Genomic DNA, 20,706 nt, shown 5'->3' on the forward strand with positions numbered 1-20,706 from the left:
AGGGTGGGGGGGGGGGGGGGGGGGGGGGGGGGGTTGGGTGGGAGGGGGGAGGGGGGGGGGGGGGGGGGGGGGGGGGGGGGGGGGGGGCCCCCCCCCCCCCCCCCCCGCCGCCCCCGGAAAAACCGGTGGACACGCGCCGGTTGCCCGTCAGACTCGTCGCATGACCGGACCGGATCCCAGAGCCGACCTCCTGGTGTACCTCCAGGACGCCCGTGACGTGCTGCTGTGGAAGCTCGACGGCCTGCCGGAGTACGACATCCGGCGGCCCCTCACCCCCACGGGCACCAACCTGCTGGGCCTCGTGAAGCACCTCACCGGCGCCGAGGCGCTGTACTTCGGCCTGACGTTCGGCCGGCCGTTCCCCGGCACACCCCTGTGGATCACGGGCGACGCCGAACCGGACACGGACCTGTGGGCACGGGCCGACGAGACCCGCGAGGACATCGTCGGCCGGTACCGGCGGGCGTGCGCCCACGCGGACGAGACCATCGCCGCGCTCCCCCTCGACGCGGTCGGCCGGACACCCGGTGCGCCGGGTGACACGACGCTGCACCGGGTGCTGGTCCACATGGTCGCCGAGACCCAGCGGCACGCCGGGCACGCGGACATCGTGCGGGAACTCGTCGACGGTGCGGTGGGGCAGCGTCCCGACGGCCTCAACGTGGCGCCCCACGACCCGGAACACCTCGCCCGGGTCGAACGGGCGGCGAAGGAGGCCGCCGCGCGCCTCGGCTAACGCTCCGTCACCTTGCCGTCCGCCACCTCCAGGCGCCGGGTCACCCGGACCGCGTCCAGCATGCGCCGGTCGTGGGTGACCAGCAGCAGGGTGCCCGTGTAGGCGTCGAGGGCCGACTCCAGCTGTTCGATGGCCGGCAGGTCGAGGTGGTTCGTCGGCTCGTCCAGGACGAGGAGGTTGACGCCCCGGCCCTGGAGCAGGGCGAGCGCGGCGCGGGTGCGCTCGCCCGGGGAGAGGGTCGCCGCCGGCCGCAGCACATGGCCGGCCTTCAGACCGAACTTGGCCAGCAGCGTGCGGACCTCGGCCGGTTCGGTGTCCGGGACGGCCGCGCAGAAGGCGTCGAGCAGGGTCTCGGGGCCGTGGAACAGCCCGCGGGCCTGGTCGACCTCGCCGACGAGCACCCCGGAGCCGAGGGCCGCGTGACCGGAGTCCGGCGGGACCCGGCCCAGGAGCACGCCGAGCAGCGTGGACTTCCCGGCGCCGTTGGCCCCGGTGACGGCGATCCGGTCCGCCCAGTCGACCTGGAGCGACACCGGTCCGAGCCGGAAGCCGCCGCGCCGCACCTCGGCGTCCCGCAGCGTCGCCACGACCGCGCCGGACCGCGGGGCGGACGCGATCTCCATCCGCAGCTCCCACTCCTTGCGCGGCTCCTCGACCACGTCCAGGCGCTCGATCATGCGCTGGGTCTGCCGGGCCTTCGCGGCCTGCTTCTCGCTGGCCTCGCTGCGGAACTTGCGGCCGATCTTGTCGTTGTCGTTGCCGGCCTTGCGCCGGGCGTTCTTCACGCCCTTGTCCATCCAGGACCGCTGCATCTGGGCGCGGTCCTGGAGCGCGGCCCTCTTGTCGGCGTACTCCTCGTACTCCTCGCGGGCGTGCCGGCGGGCCACGTCCCGCTCCTCCAGGTAGCCCTCGTAGCCGCCGCCGTAGAGGTTGACCTGCCGCTGGGCGAGGTCGAGCTCGAGCACCTTGGTGACCGTGCGGGTGAGGAACTCGCGGTCGTGGCTGACGACGACCGTGCCGGCGCGCAGGCCGGTGACGAACCGCTCCAGCCGCTCCAGGCCGTCGAGGTCCAGGTCGTTGGTGGGCTCGTCCAGGAGGAAGACGTCGTAGCGGGACAGCAGCAGGGAGGCGAGGCCGGCCCGGGCCGCCTGGCCGCCGGACAGGGCGGTCATCGGGTGGTCCAGGCCGACGGCCAGGCCGAGGGAGTCGGCGACCTCCTCGGCCCGCTCGTCCAGGTCGGCGCCGCCCAGGCCGAGCCACCGCTCCAGGGCGGCGGCGTAGGCGTCGTCGGCGCCGGGCGCGCCGTCGACCAGCGCCTGGGTGGCCTCGTCCATGACCCGTTGGGCCTCGGCGACCCCGGTGCGGCGGGCCAGGAACTCCCGTACGGTCTCGCCCGGCCGGCGCTCCGGTTCCTGCGGGAGGTGGCCGACGGTCGCGGCCGGCGGGGAGAGGCGGAGCTCGCCCTGCTCGGGCGGGGTGAGGCCGGCGAGCATCCGCAGCAGGGTCGACTTGCCCGCGCCGTTGGCGCCGACCAGCCCGATCACGTCGCCGGGCGCGACGACCAGGTCGAGCCCGGAGAACAGGGCGCGGTCGCCGTGTCCGGCGGCGAGGTTCTTGGCAACGAGGGTGGCAGTCATCAGGACGTCGATCCTAGTGGCGACGGGCACGCGCCCGCGGACCGCGCAGGGCCTATCGTCCTGACGTGGACAGTGAGCCGAGAGACGAAGTGATCGTGGTCGGAGGCGGGATCGCGGGGCTGACGACGGCCGTACTGCTGGCCGAGTCGGGGCGGCGGGTGCGGGTGTGGGCGCGGGAACCGGCCGAGCGGACGACCTCGGCGGTCGCCGGCGGCCTGTGGTGGCCGTACCGCATCGAGCCGGAGCCCCTGGCGGGTGCGTGGGCGCTGGCCTCCCTCGGTGTCTACGCGGAGCTGGCGGACCGCCCGGAGGAGACGGGGGTGCGCCTGGTCGACGGCGTGCACCACGGGACCCGGCTGGACGGGCTGGGCGCGTGGGCGGGCCGGGTGCCGGGGCTGCGGGCGGTGGCCGAGGGGCTGGCGGCGCGGCTCCCGGTGATCGACATGCCGGTGCATCTGGCCTGGCTGCGGGAGCGGCTCGGCAAGGCGGGAGGCGCGGTGGAGGTCCGCGAGGTGGCCGACCTGGCCGCCGTGCCCGCCGCCGTGGTGGTCAACTGCACGGGCCTCGGTGCCCGCTCCCTGGTGCCGGACCCGGCGGTACGCCCGGTGCGCGGGCAGCTGGTCGTGGTGGAGAACCCCGGCGTCACCGCCTGGTACACCTCCGTCGACCACTCCTCGGCCGCCTCGACGTACTTCATCCCGCAGCCGGACCGGCTGCTGCTGGGCGGCACGGCCGAGGAGGACGACTGGTCCCTGGAGCCGGACCCGGCCACCGCCGCGGCGATCATCGCCCGCTGCGCGTCCGTCCGCCCCGAGATCGCCGGCGCGCGGGTGCTGGCCCACCGGGTGGGCCTGCGGCCCGCCCGCCAGGCGGTGCGCCTGGACCGGCAGCCGCTGCCGGACGGCCGCGTACTGGTCCACAACTACGGCCACGGCGGCGCCGGCATCACGGTGGCCTGGGGCTGCGCCGGAGAGGCGTCCGCCCTGGCGTTCCCCGCCTCCTGACCGTCCGCCCGGGGGTTCGGCGCCACGAGGAACCGGGCGCGGCCCCGCACCCCCCAGGGGGCGCGGGGCCGCGCCGGCAAGCGGCTCCGTCACGGGGACGCGGCCAGCCTCGCCGGGACGCCGTCGCCGGCTCCGTGAGGCACGCGGTGCTTCAGTCCGCCGGCACGTGCCGCAGCCGTGGAGCGGCGACGCCCTTCAGGACCGTCGGCTCGGGGGGCGCCGCGTGCCCGGCCGTGGCGCGGGTGAACGCCGCGGCGCCGCCCACCAGCGGGAGCCTCGCCGTCGTACGGGAGAGGTCGACGGTGAGCGTCGGCCGGGTGGACGGAGGGTCGATGAGGTCCTTGTCCGTGCCGGCGAGGATCAGTGCCAGTCGGTGCCCCGCGGGGACGACGTGGTCGGTGGCCGCGAGGTCCAGGGTGAGGGTGTACGCGCGGCCCGGGGTGAGCGGGCCACCGGCTGCCGGCCAGGCGTGGTGGCCGAGGTCGGCCCAGCCGCGGCTGACGACGGTGTAGCCGACGGCGGCCGTCTTCGCCCGGGTCTCCTTGAAGCAGGCGCTGTCCCCGGCCGTGCTCTCGCCCCAGCAGGTGCGGTCGGTGAGGGTGGTGATGCCCTCGGCCCGGTCGGCGTAGTCGCGGATGGTGTCCGGGCCGACGTCGACCAGGACGGCGGACAGGTGGGCGGAGGCGGTCGTCGGGGTCGCGGTGACCGTCACCGTGGAGGAGCCGGCCAGGCGCAGGCCGTGGGTGAGCGGGGCGGTCAGGAAGCCGGCCTTCTCCGGTGTGGACGTGGTGAGGCGCGCGGCCCAGTCGGTCTCGCTCAGCGCCGGGTCGTCCGTGAAGCTCTCGGTGCCCGCCGCCGGCCGCAGGCCGAGCGTGCCGACGCCGGCCCGGCTGCCGGAGGCCGGGTGCAGGACGGCGGTGCCGGTGCCGTGCGGGGGCCAGGCGGCCGAGGTGACCCACTGGTCGGGGTGGCGTTCGACGTCGGCCATCGGTTCGCGGTCGATCCCGTTGTCGTAGCCGAGGAGTTCGTGGTCGAACCAGCGGTGCAGCGTGTCGACCCAGGCGCCGCGCCGGTAGTCGAACGGGTCGACGTGACCGGTCTGGGACAGCCAGATCTTGCGCTCCACGCCGTTGCGGGCGAGCGCGTTCCACCACTGCCCGACGTGCCGGGTGCGGACGTTGAGGTCCTGCATGCCGTGCACCAGGAACACGCTGGCGCGTACCTTCGCCGCGTCCTTGACGTAGTCCCGTTCGGTCCACAGCGGTGTCCAGTCGCCGCTGCGCGGACTGCCCTCGGCGAGCCTGCGCTGGACGGCCGCGCAGTGGGCCTGCGCGTCGGTGCTCTCGACGTAGCCGGCCAGTTCGTCGGGGCCGCCCTCGTAGAGCGGGGCACCCTTGGCGAAGTAGTAGTCGTACCAGGAGGAGATGGCGCTGATCGGGACGATCGTCCGCAGTCCCCGGACGCCGGTGGCGGCGACGCCGTTGGCGATGGTGCCGTCCCAGCTCTTGCCGATCATGCCGGTGCGGCCGTTGGTCCAGCCGGCCTTCACCGCGGTGCCGCCGGTCCGGCTGGTGTACGCCCTGCCGCGGCCGTTCAGCCAGTCGACGACGGCTTTGGCGGACTGGACGTCGGAGCGGCCGCCGACGTCGACGCAGCCGTCGGAGCGGTTGGTGCCGGCGAGGTCGACGCCGACGAAGGCGTAGCCGCGGGGCACGAAGTAGTTGTCGTAGAAGAGCGGCATCTGGACGACACGGCCCTGCGCGTCGTACGTCTTGCGCTGGCTCTCGTTGCCGCGTCCGCAGCAGGAGTAGTAGGGGCTGGCGTCCATGATGACCGGCACCTTGCGGCCCTGCCGGGCCGGTTCAAAGGGGCGGACGATGTCGGCGGCGACGCGGTCGGTCCTGCCGTCGCCGTCCTCGTCGAGGCCGGTGTCCACCCATACGGACTCGCGGACGGCGTCGGCGTACGAGTAGACGGGTCTGCTCTCCCGCGGCGCGGCCCGGGTGGTGGATCCGGTCGCGGACCGGGTCGTGGAGGGGGGCGCGGCCTGGGCGGTGGCCCGGGGCGCGGCCTGGGTCGCGGCCGGGGTCATGAAGACGGCCGTCAGGGCGGCCGCGGCGGCGGTCACGAGCGTTCTCCGGATCGTGGAGCGCATGCGTTTCGGCATGCGCGGACGCTACAGCTGTCAAGTCCCCGACAGAAGAGGGCCTCGCGGGGCGCGTGTCGGCTGAATGGCGATCGTGTGACAGCAGTGGCCATGGACAGGTCAGGAGCCACAGGGACTGAATAGGCTCCGGACAGTGTTCTCCGAACGGACTTGCAGTCCTGACGACTTGGAGCTGACGTGCACCGCAGAATGATCGCGCCGGGCGCACTGGCGGCGGCCTCCGTCCTGCTGGCGATCCCGGCATCGGCCGCGAGCTACTCCCCCGGCACACCGGGCATCGGCGACCCCTACTACCCGTCCTACGGCAATGGCGGCTACGACGTCTCCCACTACGACCTGAGGCTGCAGTACCAGCCGAAGACGGACGAGTTGCAGGGCACCGCGACGATCCTGGCGACGACCACCCAGGACCTGTCCCGCTTCGACCTGGACTTCCTGCTGGACGTGAGCGAGGTCCGGGTCAACGGCGCCAAGGCGTCCTTCACCACGTCCGGCGAGCACGAACTGGTCATCACCCCGAAGACCCCGCTGGCCAAGGGCACCCGGATCACGGTGGTGGTCCGCTACAGCGGGGTGCCGTCGGCCAAGAGCGCCTACGGGTTCACCTCCTGGCACCGCACGCCCGACGGGGGCGTGGCGGCCAACGAGCCCGAGGCCGCCTGGTGGTGGTTCCCGAGCAACGACCACCCGACCGACAAGGCCACCTACGACGTGTCGGTGGCCGTGCCGGACGGCACCCAGGCCCTCTCCAACGGCACGCTCCAGTCGGCCACTTCGAAGCTGGGCTGGACCCGCTACAACTGGCGGCAGAACAAGCCGCAGGCCACCTACCTGGCCACGCTGGCGCTCGGCAGGTTCGACATCACCACCGGCACCTCCGAGGGCGGGGTGCCCGTCGTCAACGCCTACAGCAAGGACCTCGGTGACACCGACGGGGCCGCGCGGGCCAGCGTGGAGCGCACCGGGGAGATCGTGGACTGGCTGAGCGGCTACTTCGGGCCCTATCCGTTCAGCACCGCGGGCGGCTACGTGCCCAACACCAAGACCGGGTACGCCCTGGAGACGCAGACCCGGATCTACTACAGCCCGAGGCAGTTCGCGAACGGCTCCAACACCTCCGTGGTCGTGCACGAGCTGGCCCACCAGTGGTACGGCGACTACGTGTCGCTGAAGGGCTGGAAGGACATCTGGATCAACGAGGGTTTCGCCCGGTACGCGCAGTGGCTGTGGTCCGAGCACGAGGGCGAGGGCACCGCGCAGGAACTCGCCGACTACGTGTACGCCTCGCACCCGGCCGACGACGCCTTCTGGACCGTGAAGCCGGGTGACCCGGGTCCGGACGAGCAGTTCGGCAGCGCGGTCTACGACCGGGGTGCCCTCGCCATCCAGGCACTGCGCAACGAGATCGGCGACGACGCGTTCTTCGCGGTCCTGAAGGGCTGGCCGAAGGAGCACGCGTACGGCAACGCCTCGGTGGCCGACTTCCAGAAGTACGCCGAGCAGGTGTCCGGCAAGCCGCTGTCCGCGCTGTTCGACACCTGGCTGTTCCAGCCGGAGAAGCCGGCCGCGCCGTCGGTCCGCGCGCTGGTGAAGACGGGTACGGCGGTGGCACGGCCGAAGTCGTGGAAGAAGATCGAGGCGACGAACGGGGTGCACGGGCACTGACCGGCGAAGGCCGCTGACCTTCCGGGGGCACCGGCGTCGGGACGCCTCGGTGTCCCGGCGCCCCGGTGCCTCAGCGGTCGGCCACGGCCGCCCGTCGCAGCAGCTCGTCCCGGCCTATCGCGTCCGCGCGGGCGGCCGGGACGGTGCACGCGTACGCGCCCGCGACCGCGCCGTACCGGGCGCACCGCTCGGGCGGTTCGCCGCTGAGCCGGCCGTAGAGGAACGCGGCGGCGAAGGCGTCGCCCGCGCCGTTGGAGTCGACCACCGGCGCGGGCGGTTCCGCCGCCGGTATCCGGGTCAGCTCCCCGTCCGCGAGCAGATGGGCGCCCTCGGCCCCCGCGGTGGCGACGACGGTCCGCGCCCGGCCCCGCTCGGCGATGCGCCGCATGGTCCGCTCGGGGTCGGCGAGGGCGGCGGCCGACAGGAAGACGACGTCGGCCGCGTACGCGAACGGCTCGTGGTACGGGTTCTCGCCGTCCCAGTCGTGCAGGTCCGTGGAGAGCGGCACGCCGGTCTCCCGCAGGACGGGCAGGGCGTGGGCGCACGGCTGGGTGATCGTCACGTGCACGTGCCGGCTGGTGGCGGCCAGCGCGCGCAGCGTGGCCTCCGGGAAGCGGTCGCCGGGGTGGGCGCGGCTGGTGTCGTAGAGCGACAGGCGGCGGCCGTCCGGGCCGACGAGGTTGACCGCCCGCTTGGTCCCGGCGGGCTGCGGGAGCGCGGTGAGGGCGATGCCGTGCTCGTGGTGCAGGGCGCGGACGAGGTCGCCCTCGGGGTCGTCGCCGAGCAGGTCGAGGTGGTGGGTGCGCAGGCCGAGCGCGGCCAGCCCCAGGGCGACGAAGTCGCCGGTCTGCCCGGCGCGCGTGCGGATCCCGGAGTCGATCATGTAGCTGTCGGCGTAGGGCAGGGGCAGCTCGGGGACGTGGATGATCGTGTCCACGCCGGCCCCGCCCAGCACCAGCACCTCGGCCGCGTCCGCCCGCCCGCTCATCCGCCGTCCCCCTCGTGGTCGTACCGTCACGGCGATCCCCCGCCCGACGAGCCTCCCGGTGACGAACGGCTCCAGGCGGGACCACCTGCCACCCGCAAGACCGCAGCCTATGCGGGGCATGAGCACGGACGCGCCGAGTCCGGTCACTTCGCCGTCGAGGTCCCCGAGCCGCTCGTCACCGGCGGCCTACCGCGCCCGGCACCGCGACGCGCGGTGGCGTCATCCCGGAGATGTGTGATCTCCGGCATGACGCCACCGTGGGCGATGCCACCGACAGTGGCGCCGAGCCGCTACTTCGACAGCTCGGTCAGCTCCTGATCGGTGTTCTGCGACACCCGGCGGCGCACGCCGAACCAGCCGGCGACCAGCATGACGGCGATCACCGGGATCAGCAGGATGGTCCTCCGGCCGACCTCCGGGTCGTTCCACATCATGCCGAGGCAGACGAACAGGAACACGATCGTGGCGATCTCCGTGACCGGGCTGAACTTCAGCTGGAAGTGCGGCCGGGTCGCGAGGCCCGCGCGGGCCCGGCGGACGAAGATCATGTGGCAGATCATGATGATCACCCAGGTGCTGATGATGCCGAGGGAGGCGACGTTCAGCACGATCTCGAAGGCCTGGCTGGGCACCAGGTAGTTCAGGCCGACACCGAGCACGCAGACCGCGCAGGTCAGCAGTATGCCGCCGTAGGGCACCTGGCTGCGGTTCATGCGGGCGGTGAACTTCGGCGCCGAACCGGCCGTGGCCATCGAGCGCAGGATGCGGCCGGTGGAGTACAGGCCGGAGTTGAGCGAGGACATGGCGGCGGTCAGCACGACCAGGTTCATCACGTCGCCGGCCGCCGGCACACCGATCTTGGACAGCACGGTCACGAACGGGCTCTGGTCGGCGGAGTACACCGAGCCGGGCAGCAGCAGGGCGAGCAGCACGACCGAGCCGACGTAGAACAGGCCGACACGCCACATGATCGAGTTCACCGCGCGCGGGACGACCTTCTCCGGCTCGGCGGTCTCGCCGGCCGCGACACCGACCAGCTCCAGGGCGGCGTAGGCGAAGATCACGCCCTGCATGACCAGGACGACCGGCATGGCGCCGTGCGGGAAGAGTCCGCCGTGGTCGCTGATGACGCCGAGACCGGGGGTGTGGCCGCCGACCTTGTGCTGGGTGGCGAGCAGGAAGATGCTGATCAGCATGAAGCCGACGATGGTGGCGACCTTGATGATCGCGAACCAGAACTCCATCTCGCCGAAGAACTTCACCGAGACCAGGTTCACGGCCAGGACCACCGCCAGGGCGATCAGGGCGAGCACCCACTGGGGAATGCTGGTGAACATCGACCAGTAGTGCGTGTAGAGCGCGATCGCGGTGATGTCGGCGATGCCGGTGGTCGACCAGTTCAGGAAGTACATCCAGCCGGCGACGTAGGCGCCCTTCTCGCCGAGGAACTCGCGCGCGTACGACACGAAGGAGCCGGAGGACGGCCGGTACAGGACCAGCTCGCCCAGGGCCCGGACGACGAAGAAAGCGAAGACGCCGCAGACCAGGTAGGCCAGGGCGAGCGCCGGTCCGGCGTTGTGCAGGCGGCCGCCGGCGCCCAGGAGGAGTCCGGTGCCGATGGCGCCACCGATGGCGATCATGTTGACGTGGCGGGCCTTGAGGTCCTTGCTGTAACCGGCGTCGCCCGCGTCCGCGGGCGTCTGGGCCACCTGGGGGTGGGTGGTGGCCGGTGCCGATTCCACGGCTTCCTTGCTCACGGGTGGTTCCATTCCTGGTGCGCCCGGACCTCATGGGTCCGGGGTTCGTGCAGGTCTTGGCCCGCACCACCCTCGTGTTGCGGCACAGACCAAGGCAGCAGCTTCCCAGAGGGATCAGCCGGTACGCGGTGGTCCACGTCACAGAGCGGTTCTTCTCACATGGTCGCCGCGGCCTCCCGGCGGGTTTCACACTTTTGGTGAGACAGCGATACTGCTGCACATGAGCACCGGTACCGAGGAGACGCCCCTCACCATCGACGAGCTGGCCGCGCGGGCGGGCGTCACCGTCCGCACCGTCCGTTTCTACGGCAGCAAGGGGCTGCTCCCGCCGCCGGTGCTCGGTCCGCGCCGGGTGGGGCACTACGGCCCCGGGCACGTCGCCCGCCTGGCGCTCATCGAGGAGCTGCGGCAGCAGGGCATGACGCTGGCCGGGATCGAACGGTACCTGTGTCGGCTGCCGGCGGACCTCACCCCGCACGACCTGGCCATCCACCGCGCGGTGGTCGCCTCCTGGGCGCCGGACGCGGTGGAGACGGTGTCGCGCCGGGAGCTGGAGCGGCGGGCGGGCCGGCCGCTCGGCGAGGAGGACGTGGAGCGGCTCGCCGCGATGAACGTCGTCGTGCCCGCCGGCGGGGACGGCTTCCGGGTGGACGCCGGGCTGCTGCGGCTCGGCGTCCGGCTCCTGGACGTACCGCTGTCGCAGGAGGCGATCCTCGCGGCGCGCAAGGTGCTCGTGGAGCACTCGCGCGCCGCGGCCCACGAACTTTCCCGGCTCTTCCGCGGCGAGGTGGAGGAGCGGGACGCCAGGGACGTCAGGTCCCTGTCGGCGCACATGCACCCCCTGGTGGTGCAGGCGCTGCTGACCACCTTCCAGCGCTCGCTGCGGGAGGAGCTGGGCGAGTGGCTCGGCGGTTCAGGAGCGGACTGAGTCGCTGAACGGCTCTCCCCTCTCCCCCTTCTCCGTCTTCTCCGCCTTCGCCACGAGCAGGGCGGGCGGGGCGAACCGCTCGCCGTACCGCTCGGCCAGCTCGCGCGCGCGGGCCACGAATCCGGGCAGGCCCCCTTCGTAGCCGTTGATGTACTGGAGCACACCGCCGGTCCAGCCGGGGAAGCCGATGCCGAGGATCGAGCCGATGTTGGCGTCGGCGACGGAGGTGAGGACGCCCTCCTCCAGCAGGCGCACGGTGTCGAGCGCCTCGGCGAAGAGCATGCGCTCCTGCATGTCCCGGAACGGGATCTCGTACCCGGGCTTCGTGAAGTGCTCGCGCAGTCCCGGCCAGAGCCCGGCCCGCTTCCCGTCCTCGGTGTAGTCGTAGAAGCCGGCGCCGCCGCTGCGGCCGGTGCGGCCGAACTCGTCCACCATGCGGTCGATGACCGCCTCCGCCGGGTGCGCCGTCCAGGTGCCGCCGGACTCCTCCACGGCCCGCCTGGTCTCGTTCCGGATCTTGCGGGGCAGGGTGAGGGTCAGCTCGTCCATGAGGGAGAGCACCTTCGCCGGGTAGCCGGCCTGCGCGGCGGCCTGCTCGACGGAGGCGGGCTCGACGCCCTCGCCGACCATGGCGACGCCCTCGTTGATGAAGTGGCCGATCACCCGGGAGGTGAAGAAGCCGCGCGAGTCGTTGACGACGATCGGCGTCTTGTTGATCTGCCGGACCAGGTCGAAGGCGCGCGCGAGCGCCTCGTCTCCGGTGCGCTCGCCCCTGATGATCTCGACCAGCGGCATCTTGTCGACCGGCGAGAAGAAGTGCAGCCCGATGAAGTCGGTCTGGCGCTGCACGCCCTCGGCGAGCGTGGTGATGGGCAGCGTGGAGGTGTTGGAGCACAGCAGCGCGTCGGGGGCGACGACCTGCTCGATCTCCTGGAACACCTTGTGCTTGAGGGCGGTGTCCTCGAAGACGGCCTCGATGACCGCGTCACAGCCCGCGAGGTCGGCGGCCTCGGCCGTGGGGGTGATCCGGGCCAGCAGCGCGTCCGCCTTCTCCTGGCTGGTGCGGCCCCTGGCGACGGCCTTGGCGCACAGCTTCTCCGAGTAGCCCTTGCCCTTGACGGCCGCCTCCAGGGAGACGTCCTTGAGGACGACGTCGATGCCCGCGCGGGCGCACGCGTAGGCGATGCCGGCGCCCATCATCCCGGCGCCGAGGACGGCGACCCTGCGGACCTGGCGGGGCTCGACGCCCTTCGGGCGGTTGGCGCCGGAGTTGACCGCCTGGAGGTCGAAGAAGAACGCCTGGATCATGTTCTTCGAGGTCTGTCCGGCGGCCAGCTCCACGAAGTAGCGGGCCTCGATGACCTGGGCGGTCTCGAAGTCGACCTGGGAGCCCTCGACGGCGGCGGCGAGGATGTTGCGCGGCGCCGGGTAGGGGGCGCCGTTGGTCTGCTTGCGCAGGCTGGCCGGGAAGGCGGGCAGGTTCGCGGCGAACTTCGGGTTGGCCGGGGTGCCGCCGGGGATCCGGTAGCCCGGCTTGTCCCAGGGCTGCTGGGACTCGGGGTGGGCGTCGATGAACGCGCGGGCCTTGGCGAGGAGTTCCTCGGAGGTGGCGGCGACCTCGTGGACGAGGCCGTTCTCCCGGGCGCGCCGCGCGTTGTACTGCTGGCCCTGGAGAAGCACCTTCAGCAGGGCGTCCGCGATGCCCAGCAGCCGGACGGTGCGGACGACACCGCCGCCGCCGGGGAGCAGACCGAGGGTGACCTCGGGGCATCCGATCTTGGTGCCGGGGGTGTCCAGGGCGACCCGGTGGTGGCAGGCGAGGGCCAGTTCGAAACCGCCGCCGAGGGCCGCGCCGTTGATGGCGGCGACGACCGGCTTGCCGAGGGTCTCGATGCGGCGCAGGTTCCGCTTGATGGCGAGTCCGCCGTCGAGCAGCTCCTGTGCGGTCTCGGGCGTGACCCGGATCAGGTCGCGCAGGTCACCGCCGGCGAAGAAGGTCTTCTTCGCCGAGGTGAGGATGACACCGCGGATCGAGTCCCGCTCGGCCTCCAGCCGGTCGGTGATCACGGCGAGGGAGTCGCGGAACGCCTGGTTCATGGTGTTCGCGGACTGGTTCGGGTCGTCCAGGACGAGGGTGACGACACCGGTGTCGTCCTGCTCCCAGCGGATGGTGGTGCTCTCGGTCATGACAGTCGTCTCCGTTGAGGTCGGCGGTCGCTTGGTCCGCGGGGAGTTCAGATGCGCTCGACGATGGTGGCGATGCCCATGCCGCCGCCGACGCACAGCGTGGCGAGGCCGTAGCGCTTGTCCTGGCGCTCCAGCTCGTCGATGAGCGAGCCGAGGATCATGGCGCCGGTGGCGCCGAGCGGGTGGCCGAGGGCGATGGCGCCGCCGTTGACGTTGACCTTGTCCAGGCTGAGGCCCATGTCCTTCACGAAGCGCAGCACGACCGCCGCGAACGCCTCGTTGATCTCGACCAGGTCGATGTCGTCGATGGTGAGGCCGGCCTTCGCCAGGGCCTTGCGGGTGGCGGGGGCGGGGCCGGTCAGCATGATGGTCGGCTCGGAGCCGGAGACGGCCGCGGAGACGATCCGCGCGCGCGGGGTGAGTCCGTGGCGCTCGCCGACCTCCCTGGAGCCGATCGCGACGAGCGAGGCGCCGTCCACGATGCCGGAGGAGTTGCCCGCGTGGTGGACGTGGTCGATCTTCTCCACCCAGTGGTACTTCTGCAGCGCGACCGCGTCGAAGCCGCCCAGGTCGCCGATGTCCGCGAAGGACGGCTTCAGCTTGGCGAGGGAGTCGGCGGTGGTGCCGGGGCGCAGGTGCTCGTCGTGGTCGAGGACGACCAGGCCGTTGCGGTCCCTGACGGGGACCACCGAGCGGTCGAAGCGGCCCTCCTTCCAGGCGGTGGCGGCACGCTCCTGGGACAGGGCCGCGTACTCGTCCACGTCCCGGCGGGAGAATCCCTCGATGGTGGCGATCAGGTCGGCGCCGATGCCCTGCGGCACGAAGTTGACGGCGAGGTTGGTCATCGGGTCGTTGAACCAGGCGCCGCCGTCCGAGGCCATGGGGACGCGGGACATGGACTCGACACCGCCCGCGAGGACCAGGTCCTCCCAGCCCGAGCGCACCTTGGCGGCGGCCAGGTTGACGGCCTCCAGGCCGGAGGCACAGAAGCGGTTCTCCTGCACGCCCGCGACCGTGTCCGGCAGTCCGGCGGCGATGGCGGCGATCCGGGCGATGTCGGAGCCCTGGTCGCCGACGGGGCCGACGACACCGAGCACGATGTCGTCGATCGCGGCCGGGTCGAGGCCGGGAAAGCGGTCGCGGATCTCGTGGATGAGGCCGACGACCAGGTCGATGGGCTTCGTGCCGTGCAGGGCGCCGTTCGCCTTGCCGCGGCCGCGCGGGGTGCGGATCGCGTCGTACACGTACGCTTCGGTGCTCACTGGGGTGCCTTTCGGGAGGGTGGGCCGAGCGGGTGGGCGGGGTCAGCCGCCGTCGGTGACCAGGTCGTCGGGGTCGTCGGTCGGGTGCGCCGGTGTCCCCCAGTCCCGGGCGACCGCCGCCGTGTCCGCGCCGGGCAGGGCGGGGCCGGTGCGGATGGCGGTGGGGGTGACGGAGAAGCGGGGGGCGGGGGCGGGCTGGGTGATGCCGCCGTGGTCGGTGAAGGTGCCGCGGGCGGCCAGGTGCGGGTGGGCGGGGGCCTCCCGCAGGCTCAGCACGGGGGCCACGCAGGCGTCGGAGCCCTCGAAGACGGCCGTCCACTCGTCGCGGGTGCGGGACTTGAAGGCGGCGGCGATCCGGTCGCGCAGCTCGTCCCAGCGGGTCCAGTCCTTGCGGGCGGAGGCGAGGTCGTCCAGGCCGAGCAGGTGCAGGAACTCCGTGTAGAACTTGCCTTCCAGGGCGCCCACCGCCATGTGCCGGCCGTCGGCGGTCTCGTAGGTGCCGTAGTAGGGGCAGCCGCCGTCCAGGAGGTTGGCGGCGCGGCGGTCCTGCCAGCCGCCGGCGGCGAGCATGCCGTGGATCATCGTGGACAGGTGGGCGGTGCCGTCCACGATGGCCGCGTCGACCACCTGGCCGGTGCCGGTCGCGCGCGCGTGGTGCAGGGCGGCGAGGACGCCGACGACCAGGTAGAGGGAGCCGCCCGCGTAGTCCCCCAGGAGGTTGGCGGGGACCGCCGGGGGCTCGTCGGGGCGGCCGATCATGCCGAGGGTGCCGGTGAGCGCGATGTAGGCGACGTCGTGGCCGGCGCGCTGGGCGAGCGGGCCGTCCTGCCCCCAGCCGGTCATCCGGCCGTAGACCAGGCGGGGGTTGCGGGCGTGGCAGTCGGCGGGGCCGATGCCGAGCCGCTCGGCGACGCCCGGGCGGTAGCCCTCGACGAGGATGTCGGCGCGCTCGGCGAGGTCCAGGACGCGGGCGGGGCCGTCCGGTGCCTTCAGGTCGACCACGACCGAGCGTTTGTTGCGGTTGGTCACGTCCTGGGCCGGGGGGACGGCGAGGTCCGTGCCGCCCGGGCGGTCCACCCGGACCACGTCGGCCCCCAGGTCGGCCAGGAGCATGGCGGCGAACGGGCCCGGCCCGATGCCGGCCAGCTCGACCACGCGCACGCCCGAGAGCGGGCCGTCGCCCGGCGTCGGCGGTGTCCCTGCCGTTGTCATCGTCCAGCCCCCAGGCCTGTGTGACAGCACTGATGTAACACCGGTGATGCTAAGAACGCGTTCCACCGGACACAAGACCTGAACGAGCAAGCGCTTAGCCAAGTGCCCGGAGCGCCGAGTATCACCCGACCGAGTGATCCCCGGCCGCCGGCGCGGCGCGGACCGTGCGCCCCGCGTGTGCTTTCTCCCGCTTCCTCACGGCATTCCTGCCTACGGCCACCGCTGCCTCCGGGCTGGTCGTCGGGCCCCGCTCTCCTCACGCTAGCCTCGGCCACCCACAGCGGCGCGGCTGCGCGACGGGCCGCGCACCGCACGTACCAAGGGGTGTCATGAGCAGGATGAGCAGGACGGACCGTCCCTACGACCTCGTTCTCTTCGGGGCCACCGGCTTCGTCGGCACGCTCACGGCCCGTTATCTCGCCGCGCACGCGCCGCGGGACCTGCGCTGGGCGGTGGCCGGACGCGACCCCGGGCGGCTGGAACGGCTGCGCGAGAGCCTGCCCGGCGGCGCGGACGTCGGTGTGCTGCGCGCGGACGTGGCCGAACCGGCCACCCTGCGCGCCCTCGCCGAGCACGCGCGCGTGGTCGCCACGACCGTGGGGCCGTACGTGCGGTACGGCGAGGAACTCGTCGCCGCCTGCGCCGACACCGGGGCCGACTATCTGGACCTCACCGGCGAGCCGGAGTTCGTGGACCTGATGTACGTCCGGCACGACGCACGCGCGCGTGAGACGGGCGCCCGCCTGGTGCACGCCTGCGGTTTCGACTCCGTCCCGCACGACCTGGGCGTGTACTTCACGGTCGGGCAGCTCCCCGAGGGCGTGCCGCTGACCGTGGACGGCTACGTGACCGTCGACGCGGCGTTCTCCGGCGGCACCCTCGCCTCCGCGCTGACCCAGGTGGCCCGCGGACGGCGGATGCTGGCCGCCGCGCGCGAGCGGGCCCGGTACGAGCCGCGGCTGCCGGGCCGCCGCGTGCGGGCCGTGGCGGGCGGGCCGCGGTTCGCCGGGGAGGTCGGCGCGTGGGCGCTGCCGCTGCCCACCCTGGATCCGCAGATCGTGCGCCGTTCGGCGCGGGCGCTGGAGCGGTACGGCCCGGACTTCCGGTACCGGCACCACGCCGCCGTGCGCCGCCTGCCGGTCGCCCTCGGCGGGATCGCGGCGGTCGGCGCGGCGGCGGCCGCGGCCCAGCTGCCGCCCGCGCGGCGCTGGCTGTCGGACCGGCTCAAGCCGGGCGACGGACCGAGCGCGGAGAAGCGGGCGAGGAGCTGGTTCACCGTGCGTTTCGTCGGCGAGGGCGGCGGACGGCGGGTGTGCACCGAGGTCGCGGGCGGCGACCCGGGCTACGACGAGACGGCGAAGATGTTCGCCGAGGCGGCCCTGTGCCTGGCCTTCGACGACCTTCCGCCGACGGCCGGGCAGGTCACCACGGCGCAGGCGATGGGCGACGCCCTGACCGACCGGCTGCGCGCCGCGGGGATCACCTTCCGGGTGGCGGCGCGCCGCTGACCGGCGCCCGCCCGCTCCACGGCCCGGCCGGGAGTGCGCCTGAGACGATGGCGGCTCGTGCCCGACGAGGCGAGGAGGCGGAACGGACGTGAAGTTCGTACTCGAAGTGACCGTGGACGACGGCGCGGTGGCGCGGGACCGGGTGGCCGAGCTGGAGCGCATCCTGCGGTACTGGGGTGGCAACCTGCGCCATTACGCCCTCGAACCCGGTGAGGGTTCGGCCGTGTACGACTCGGCGTATCAGGAGGTCGGCGCCTGGCGCGTCGTGGAGTCCTGAGCCAGGTGACCGGCCAGGCCCTGTGCCGCGTCGCGGAGCGCGCGCCGGCACAGGGCGTCCGCCCGCCGCGTGGTCTCCGGCAGGCGGAACCGCGGGGTCAGTGCGAGGGTGTGCGCCAGCGCGTTGCCGAGGCTCACCCGGTGGCCGACCGAGACGAACACCGGCTTGACGCCGTCCCGGGTGCGCAGGGCGCGCCCGACCTCCTCGGCCCCGGCGAGCAGCGGCGCGGAACCGCCCCGGGCCGGCTCGGGGTCGTCGTAGGTGAACGTGAAGGGGTTCTTGGCGACGCCGACGGTGGGCAGGTCCATGAGGACGCCCAGGTGGCTCGCCAGGCCGAAACGGCGCGGGTGGGCCAGGCCGTAGCCGTCGCACACGACCAGGCCGGGCGGGCACGGCAGCCGGTCCAGGGCGGCGCGGACGGTCGGGATCTCGCGGAAGGCGAGGAGCCCGGGCACGTACGGGAAGGAGACCCGGCCGACGGCCGTCGCCTCGGCGACGACGTCCAGGGTGGCGGCGTCCAGCACGACGGCCGCCGCGGCGACCAGGTCCAGGCGGTCGTCGTAGGCGACGTCGACCCCGGTGACCAGGCCCGTCCCCGGCGGGGGCCCGGGCTCGTCCAGCACCACCCGCCCGCGCAGCTCGTCCTGGACGGCGCGGGCCTCCTCCTGGGTCGCGGGCCAGCCCGCGGGTACGCCGATGATCGTCATGCCGGGTGACTGTACGGGCCGGGCGCGGGCGGCCGGGCCGCCGGGGGTAGGGTTCTGATCATGTTCGTACTGGAGCTGAGCTACACCGCGCCGCTCGACGCCGTGGACGCCGTACTCCCGGCCCACGTCGTCTGGCTGGAGGAGCAGTACGAGAAGGGCTTCTTCCTGGCCTCGGGACGCAAGAACCCCCGCGACGGCGGGGTGATCCTCGCCGTCGCGGGGGACCGGGCCCGGATCGAGGAACTCGTCGCGACCGACCCGTTCGTCGTCGCCGGCGTGTGCGCCTACCGCGTCACCGAGTTCATCGCGACCAAGACGTCCCCCGAGCTGGCGCGTCACCGGCAGACCCTCGACTGAGCCGAGGGGGCCGGTCCTGTGGGGCGTCCGGCCTCCGGCCGTCAGCCCTTCTTAGCGTTCAGGGCGCGCTGCAGCTCGTCCTTGTTCATGTGCGAACGACCTTCGATGCCGCGCTGCTTCGCCTCGTTGTACAACTGGTCACGCGTCGGCCCGTGCGAGCCGGCCCGGTTGCCGGACCGCTGGCCGCCGCGCTTGCTCGACGACATGTCCTGCGTCGAGCTGCGACTGGCGGTCTTGGACTCGCCGGAGCGGGCGCGTTCCTTGTTCACCGTTCGCGCGGCGATCTCCTTGGCGCGCCCGGCGCTCTCGCCCCGGTCCTGCGCGCTCTCCTTGATGTGCTCGTACTGGCGCTCGCGCTTGGGGCTGGAACCGGCTGGCATGATCGCTCCCTTCCTTTGCGTCAGGGAACGAGTACCCGCCTCGCGGCGGGTTACGTCACCGTTCCAGCCGTGCCACGCGCCCCTGTTCGCCGGCCGCCCAGCAGCTCAGGTCGCGGGTGCAGGCCACCGTGTCGTACGAACCGGTGTCGAACGTCCGCCAGGTGCGGCCGCCGTCGGTGGTGAGGTCGGTACCGGTCGGGCCGACGGCCAGCGCGGCGGTGCGGCCGTGCGGGAGCCAGGCGGCGCCGGAGCGGTACGCGGGCGGCGCGGTGGCGGCGGGGCGCCAGGTGCGGCCGCCGTCGGCGGTGACCGCGGCGGCGCGGGGAGACGGCCGGCCGGGGCGGTAGTCGCCGCCGACCGCGATGCCGTGGGTGCGGTCGCGGAAGGCCAGCGCGAAGACGCCCTTCGCCGGGTCGCCCGCGGGGACCGGGGTGTCGGCGGCCGTCCAGGTGAGCCCGCGGTCGGCGGAGTGCAGCACGCGCGCGTGGGCGCCGCCGCCGGTGGCCAGCCAGACGTCCTTCGGGCCGGAGGCGACCAGGCACTGGCCGCTCGCGGCGAAGCCCGCCTCGCCCTCCAGCGCCGGCGGCATGCCGTCCGCGGGCAGCACGCGCCAGGACCGTCCGCCGTCGGCGGTGGACAGCAGGCGGAACCTCCCGTCCACGGGGTCGCTCAGGGCGAGGCCGTGGCGGTGGTCGAAGAAGGTGAGGCAGTCGTAGAACGCCTTCGGGTCGGTGTTGCGGAAGGACTCCGTCCAGGTCGTGCCGCCGTCGTCGGTGCGGTAGACGCGGGACGCCTCGCCCTCGCCGATGGCCAGCACCACCGCGCGGCGCGCGTCGAACGCCGTCACGTCCCGGAACTGCGCGTCGGCCGCACCCGGCGGAGAGACGTTCCGCCAGCTCGCGCCGCCGTCCGTCGTACGCAGCACCGTGCCGCCGGTGCCGGCCAGCCAGGCGGTGTGCCGGTCGACGGCCGCGAGGCCCCGGAAGCGGACCTGCGGGGTGCCGGTGTCCTTCGCCGCCCAGTGCACGCCGCCCCGGAGGGCGTCCCCCGGGCCGGCGCCGGCGCCCGGTGCGAACGGGCGTGCCTCGGCCGCCGGAACCGTCAGGGCGGCCAGTGCCGCCCCGCACGCCACTCCCGCCGCCAGCAGCCGGCCGGCCCGTCCCCTGCGTCGCGTGCTCCCCAAGCGCCTCATGGCGGGCGAAGCTAGCCGCACTCCCCCGGCGCCGTCCAGAGCGCCTCCCCTGCCGCGCCGAACGCACGGACGCACGGGAACGGCCGTGCGTTCCGGCGTGCATGAAGGCGGTGACCGAGGTCACTCGTCGAGGGTGTGCACGCATCGGCCGATTCCGTCGTCTCTTCCAGTGCCGGGGGTCGCACACCGGCGCGTCGTCCAGCCGTCACGAGGGAGCAAGGCGTTGTCCACCGTCATCGAGCAGCCCGTAGAGGCCCGTCTCGTCGCCGCAGCACCGCGCATGCCGAGCATTCCCGCCACACTGCGCTACGACCGGCGTGACCCGTTCGCCGTCCGCATGACGTTCCCGGCGCCGGCCACCCTGGAGGGCGTCGACGTGTGCTGGACCTTCTCCCGCGAACTGCTCACCGCCGGGTTGCGGGGCCCCGAGGGCCAGGGCGACGTCCGTGTCCGGCCGTACGGGTACGACCGCACGGTGCTGGAGTTCCACGCCCCGGAGGGCACCGCGATCGTGCACGTGCGCTCGGGCGAGATACGACGGTTCCTGGAGGCGGCCGACGCCCTGGTCCCCGTCGGTCTGGAACACCTCCAGCTCGACCTGGACCACGATCTGGCCGAGCTGATGCGGGACGCCTGCTGAGCGCCGCCGGCTGGACGCCACGCGCGCGGAGCGCCGCGCGTCAAATGCGTTGACAGCCCTTCCAGCCCCCTCGTACTGTCGACGACGGTTCTGTTGCCGTCG

18 protein-coding genes are annotated in these 20,706 nt (G+C 73.4%); 8 read left to right on the plus strand and 10 right to left on the minus strand.

Annotation, left to right across the window (positions count from 1 at the left end; translation table 11 throughout):
• Nucleotides 1–160: 160 nt before the first annotated feature.
• On the plus strand, nucleotides 161–736 hold the full coding sequence (locus ACZ4VF_RS03330; protein WP_467922843.1) for a DinB family protein: 576 nt from the start codon (nucleotides 161–163) through the stop codon (nucleotides 734–736).
• Here the strand turns inward: ACZ4VF_RS03330 and ACZ4VF_RS03335 are convergent.
• Nucleotides 733–2,373 carry an ABC-F family ATP-binding cassette domain-containing protein gene (locus ACZ4VF_RS03335; RefSeq protein WP_467922844.1) on the minus strand — a complete coding sequence of 547 codons (1,641 nt, stop codon included), beginning with the start codon at nucleotides 2,371–2,373 and terminating at the stop codon, nucleotides 733–735. The genes ACZ4VF_RS03330 and ACZ4VF_RS03335 overlap by 4 nt on opposite strands.
• An 89-nt stretch (nucleotides 2,374–2,462) precedes the next feature.
• Here ACZ4VF_RS03335 and ACZ4VF_RS03340 point away from each other — a divergent pair, with 89 nt between their 5' ends.
• Complete coding sequence (locus ACZ4VF_RS03340) at nucleotides 2,463–3,377, plus strand: FAD-dependent oxidoreductase (protein WP_467923761.1); 915 nt, start codon at nucleotides 2,463–2,465, stop codon at nucleotides 3,375–3,377.
• A 151-nt stretch (nucleotides 3,378–3,528) separates the two neighbouring features.
• Here the strand turns inward: ACZ4VF_RS03340 and ACZ4VF_RS03345 are convergent, their stop codons facing one another.
• Nucleotides 3,529–5,544 carry a Xaa-Pro dipeptidyl-peptidase gene (locus tag ACZ4VF_RS03345; RefSeq protein WP_467922846.1) on the minus strand — a complete coding sequence of 672 codons (2,016 nt, stop codon included), beginning with the start codon at nucleotides 5,542–5,544 and terminating at the stop codon, nucleotides 3,529–3,531.
• 177 nt (nucleotides 5,545–5,721) lie between these two features.
• Between ACZ4VF_RS03345 and ACZ4VF_RS03350 the strand changes: the two genes are divergently transcribed.
• On the plus strand, nucleotides 5,722–7,209 hold the full coding sequence (locus tag ACZ4VF_RS03350) for a M1 family metallopeptidase (protein ID WP_467922847.1): 1,488 nt from the start codon (nucleotides 5,722–5,724) through the stop codon (nucleotides 7,207–7,209).
• A gap of 70 nt (nucleotides 7,210–7,279) precedes the next feature.
• On the opposite strand, the gene ACZ4VF_RS03355 is transcribed toward ACZ4VF_RS03350, so the two are convergent.
• A complete protein-coding gene (locus ACZ4VF_RS03355; RefSeq protein WP_467922848.1) occupies nucleotides 7,280–8,197 on the minus strand; it encodes an adenosine kinase in 918 nt (305 codons plus the stop codon).
• Between the two features lie 290 nt (nucleotides 8,198–8,487).
• Nucleotides 8,488–9,954, minus strand: a complete 1,467-nt coding sequence (locus ACZ4VF_RS03360) for an amino acid permease (RefSeq protein ID WP_467922849.1) — start codon at nucleotides 9,952–9,954, stop codon at nucleotides 8,488–8,490.
• Nucleotides 9,955–10,174: 220 nt separating this feature from the next.
• Between ACZ4VF_RS03360 and ACZ4VF_RS03365 the strand changes: the two genes are divergently transcribed.
• The gene (locus tag ACZ4VF_RS03365) at nucleotides 10,175–10,882 is read left to right on the plus strand and encodes a MerR family transcriptional regulator (protein ID WP_467922850.1); all 708 of its coding nucleotides are present in this window, start codon (nucleotides 10,175–10,177) and stop codon (nucleotides 10,880–10,882) included.
• On the opposite strand, the gene ACZ4VF_RS03370 is transcribed toward ACZ4VF_RS03365, so the two are convergent.
• Genes ACZ4VF_RS03370 through ACZ4VF_RS03380 form a run of 3 tightly spaced genes read right to left on the minus strand, consistent with a single transcriptional unit; the run spans nucleotide 10,868 to nucleotide 15,543 of the window.
• A complete protein-coding gene (locus tag ACZ4VF_RS03370; RefSeq protein ID WP_467922851.1) occupies nucleotides 10,868–13,069 on the minus strand; it encodes a 3-hydroxyacyl-CoA dehydrogenase NAD-binding domain-containing protein in 2,202 nt (733 codons plus the stop codon). The two genes, ACZ4VF_RS03365 and ACZ4VF_RS03370, sit on opposite strands and share 15 nt — an antisense overlap.
• Before the next feature lie 47 nt (nucleotides 13,070–13,116).
• Nucleotides 13,117–14,331 carry an acetyl-CoA C-acetyltransferase gene (locus ACZ4VF_RS03375; protein ID WP_467922852.1) on the minus strand — a complete coding sequence of 405 codons (1,215 nt, stop codon included), beginning with the start codon at nucleotides 14,329–14,331 and terminating at the stop codon, nucleotides 13,117–13,119.
• Nucleotides 14,332–14,373: 42 nt separating this feature from the next.
• Nucleotides 14,374–15,543, minus strand: a complete 1,170-nt coding sequence (locus ACZ4VF_RS03380; protein ID WP_467922853.1) for a CaiB/BaiF CoA transferase family protein — start codon at nucleotides 15,541–15,543, stop codon at nucleotides 14,374–14,376.
• Between the two features lie 329 nt (nucleotides 15,544–15,872).
• Here ACZ4VF_RS03380 and ACZ4VF_RS03385 point away from each other — a divergent pair, with 329 nt between their 5' ends.
• A complete protein-coding gene (locus ACZ4VF_RS03385) occupies nucleotides 15,873–17,051 on the plus strand; it encodes a saccharopine dehydrogenase family protein (protein ID WP_467922854.1) in 1,179 nt (392 codons plus the stop codon).
• An 88-nt stretch (nucleotides 17,052–17,139) separates the two neighbouring features.
• Nucleotides 17,140–17,328 (plus strand): hypothetical protein, encoded by a 189-nt coding sequence (locus ACZ4VF_RS03390; RefSeq protein ID WP_467922855.1) that lies wholly within the window; start codon nucleotides 17,140–17,142, stop codon nucleotides 17,326–17,328.
• Here the strand turns inward: ACZ4VF_RS03390 and ACZ4VF_RS03395 are convergent.
• Entirely contained in the window at nucleotides 17,292–18,035 is a 744-nt protein-coding gene (locus ACZ4VF_RS03395) for an endonuclease V (RefSeq protein WP_467922856.1), read from the minus strand. The genes ACZ4VF_RS03390 and ACZ4VF_RS03395 overlap by 37 nt on opposite strands.
• Nucleotides 18,036–18,095: 60 nt before the next feature.
• Between ACZ4VF_RS03395 and ACZ4VF_RS03400 the strand changes: the two genes are divergently transcribed.
• A complete protein-coding gene (locus ACZ4VF_RS03400) occupies nucleotides 18,096–18,392 on the plus strand; it encodes a YciI family protein (RefSeq protein WP_467922858.1) in 297 nt (98 codons plus the stop codon).
• Nucleotides 18,393–18,433: 41 nt separating this feature from the next.
• On the opposite strand, the gene ACZ4VF_RS03405 is transcribed toward ACZ4VF_RS03400, so the two are convergent.
• Together ACZ4VF_RS03405 and ACZ4VF_RS03410 are read right to left on the minus strand one after the other, a co-directional pair.
• Entirely contained in the window at nucleotides 18,434–18,772 is a 339-nt protein-coding gene (locus ACZ4VF_RS03405) for a plasmid stabilization protein (RefSeq protein WP_467922859.1), read from the minus strand.
• A 55-nt stretch (nucleotides 18,773–18,827) separates the two neighbouring features.
• A complete protein-coding gene (locus ACZ4VF_RS03410) occupies nucleotides 18,828–19,964 on the minus strand; it encodes a WD40/YVTN/BNR-like repeat-containing protein (protein ID WP_467922860.1) in 1,137 nt (378 codons plus the stop codon).
• 223 nt (nucleotides 19,965–20,187) lie between these two features.
• Between ACZ4VF_RS03410 and ssgD the strand changes: the two genes are divergently transcribed.
• Nucleotides 20,188–20,604: a spore wall synthesis regulator SsgD gene (gene ssgD / locus ACZ4VF_RS03415; RefSeq protein ID WP_467922862.1), complete on the plus strand. Its 417-nt coding sequence runs from the start codon at nucleotides 20,188–20,190 to the stop codon at nucleotides 20,602–20,604.
• Nucleotides 20,605–20,706: the final 102 nt, after the last annotated feature.

This window comes from Streptomyces sp. NPDC029151 (assembly GCF_055564315.1).

Coding starts and splice junctions, on each gene's coding strand:
- ACZ4VF_RS03330 (WP_467922843.1), top strand. CDS start 161: ATGACCGGACCGGATCCCAGAGCCGACCTCCTGGTGTACCTCCAGGAC.
- ACZ4VF_RS03335 (WP_467922844.1), bottom strand. CDS start 2,373: ATGACTGCCACCCTCGTTGCCAAGAACCTCGCCGCCGGACACGGCGAC.
- ACZ4VF_RS03345 (WP_467922846.1), bottom strand. CDS start 5,544: ATGCCGAAACGCATGCGCTCCACGATCCGGAGAACGCTCGTGACCGCC.
- ACZ4VF_RS03355 (WP_467922848.1), bottom strand. CDS start 8,197: ATGAGCGGGCGGGCGGACGCGGCCGAGGTGCTGGTGCTGGGCGGGGCC.
- ACZ4VF_RS03365 (WP_467922850.1), top strand. CDS start 10,175: ATGAGCACCGGTACCGAGGAGACGCCCCTCACCATCGACGAGCTGGCC.
- ACZ4VF_RS03370 (WP_467922851.1), bottom strand. CDS start 13,069: ATGACCGAGAGCACCACCATCCGCTGGGAGCAGGACGACACCGGTGTC.
- ACZ4VF_RS03380 (WP_467922853.1), bottom strand. CDS start 15,543: ATGACAACGGCAGGGACACCGCCGACGCCGGGCGACGGCCCGCTCTCG.
- ACZ4VF_RS03385 (WP_467922854.1), top strand. CDS start 15,873: ATGAGCAGGATGAGCAGGACGGACCGTCCCTACGACCTCGTTCTCTTC.
- ACZ4VF_RS03395 (WP_467922856.1), bottom strand. CDS start 18,035: ATGACGATCATCGGCGTACCCGCGGGCTGGCCCGCGACCCAGGAGGAG.
- ACZ4VF_RS03400 (WP_467922858.1), top strand. CDS start 18,096: ATGTTCGTACTGGAGCTGAGCTACACCGCGCCGCTCGACGCCGTGGAC.
- ACZ4VF_RS03405 (WP_467922859.1), bottom strand. CDS start 18,772: ATGCCAGCCGGTTCCAGCCCCAAGCGCGAGCGCCAGTACGAGCACATC.
- ACZ4VF_RS03410 (WP_467922860.1), bottom strand. CDS start 19,964: ATGAGGCGCTTGGGGAGCACGCGACGCAGGGGACGGGCCGGCCGGCTG.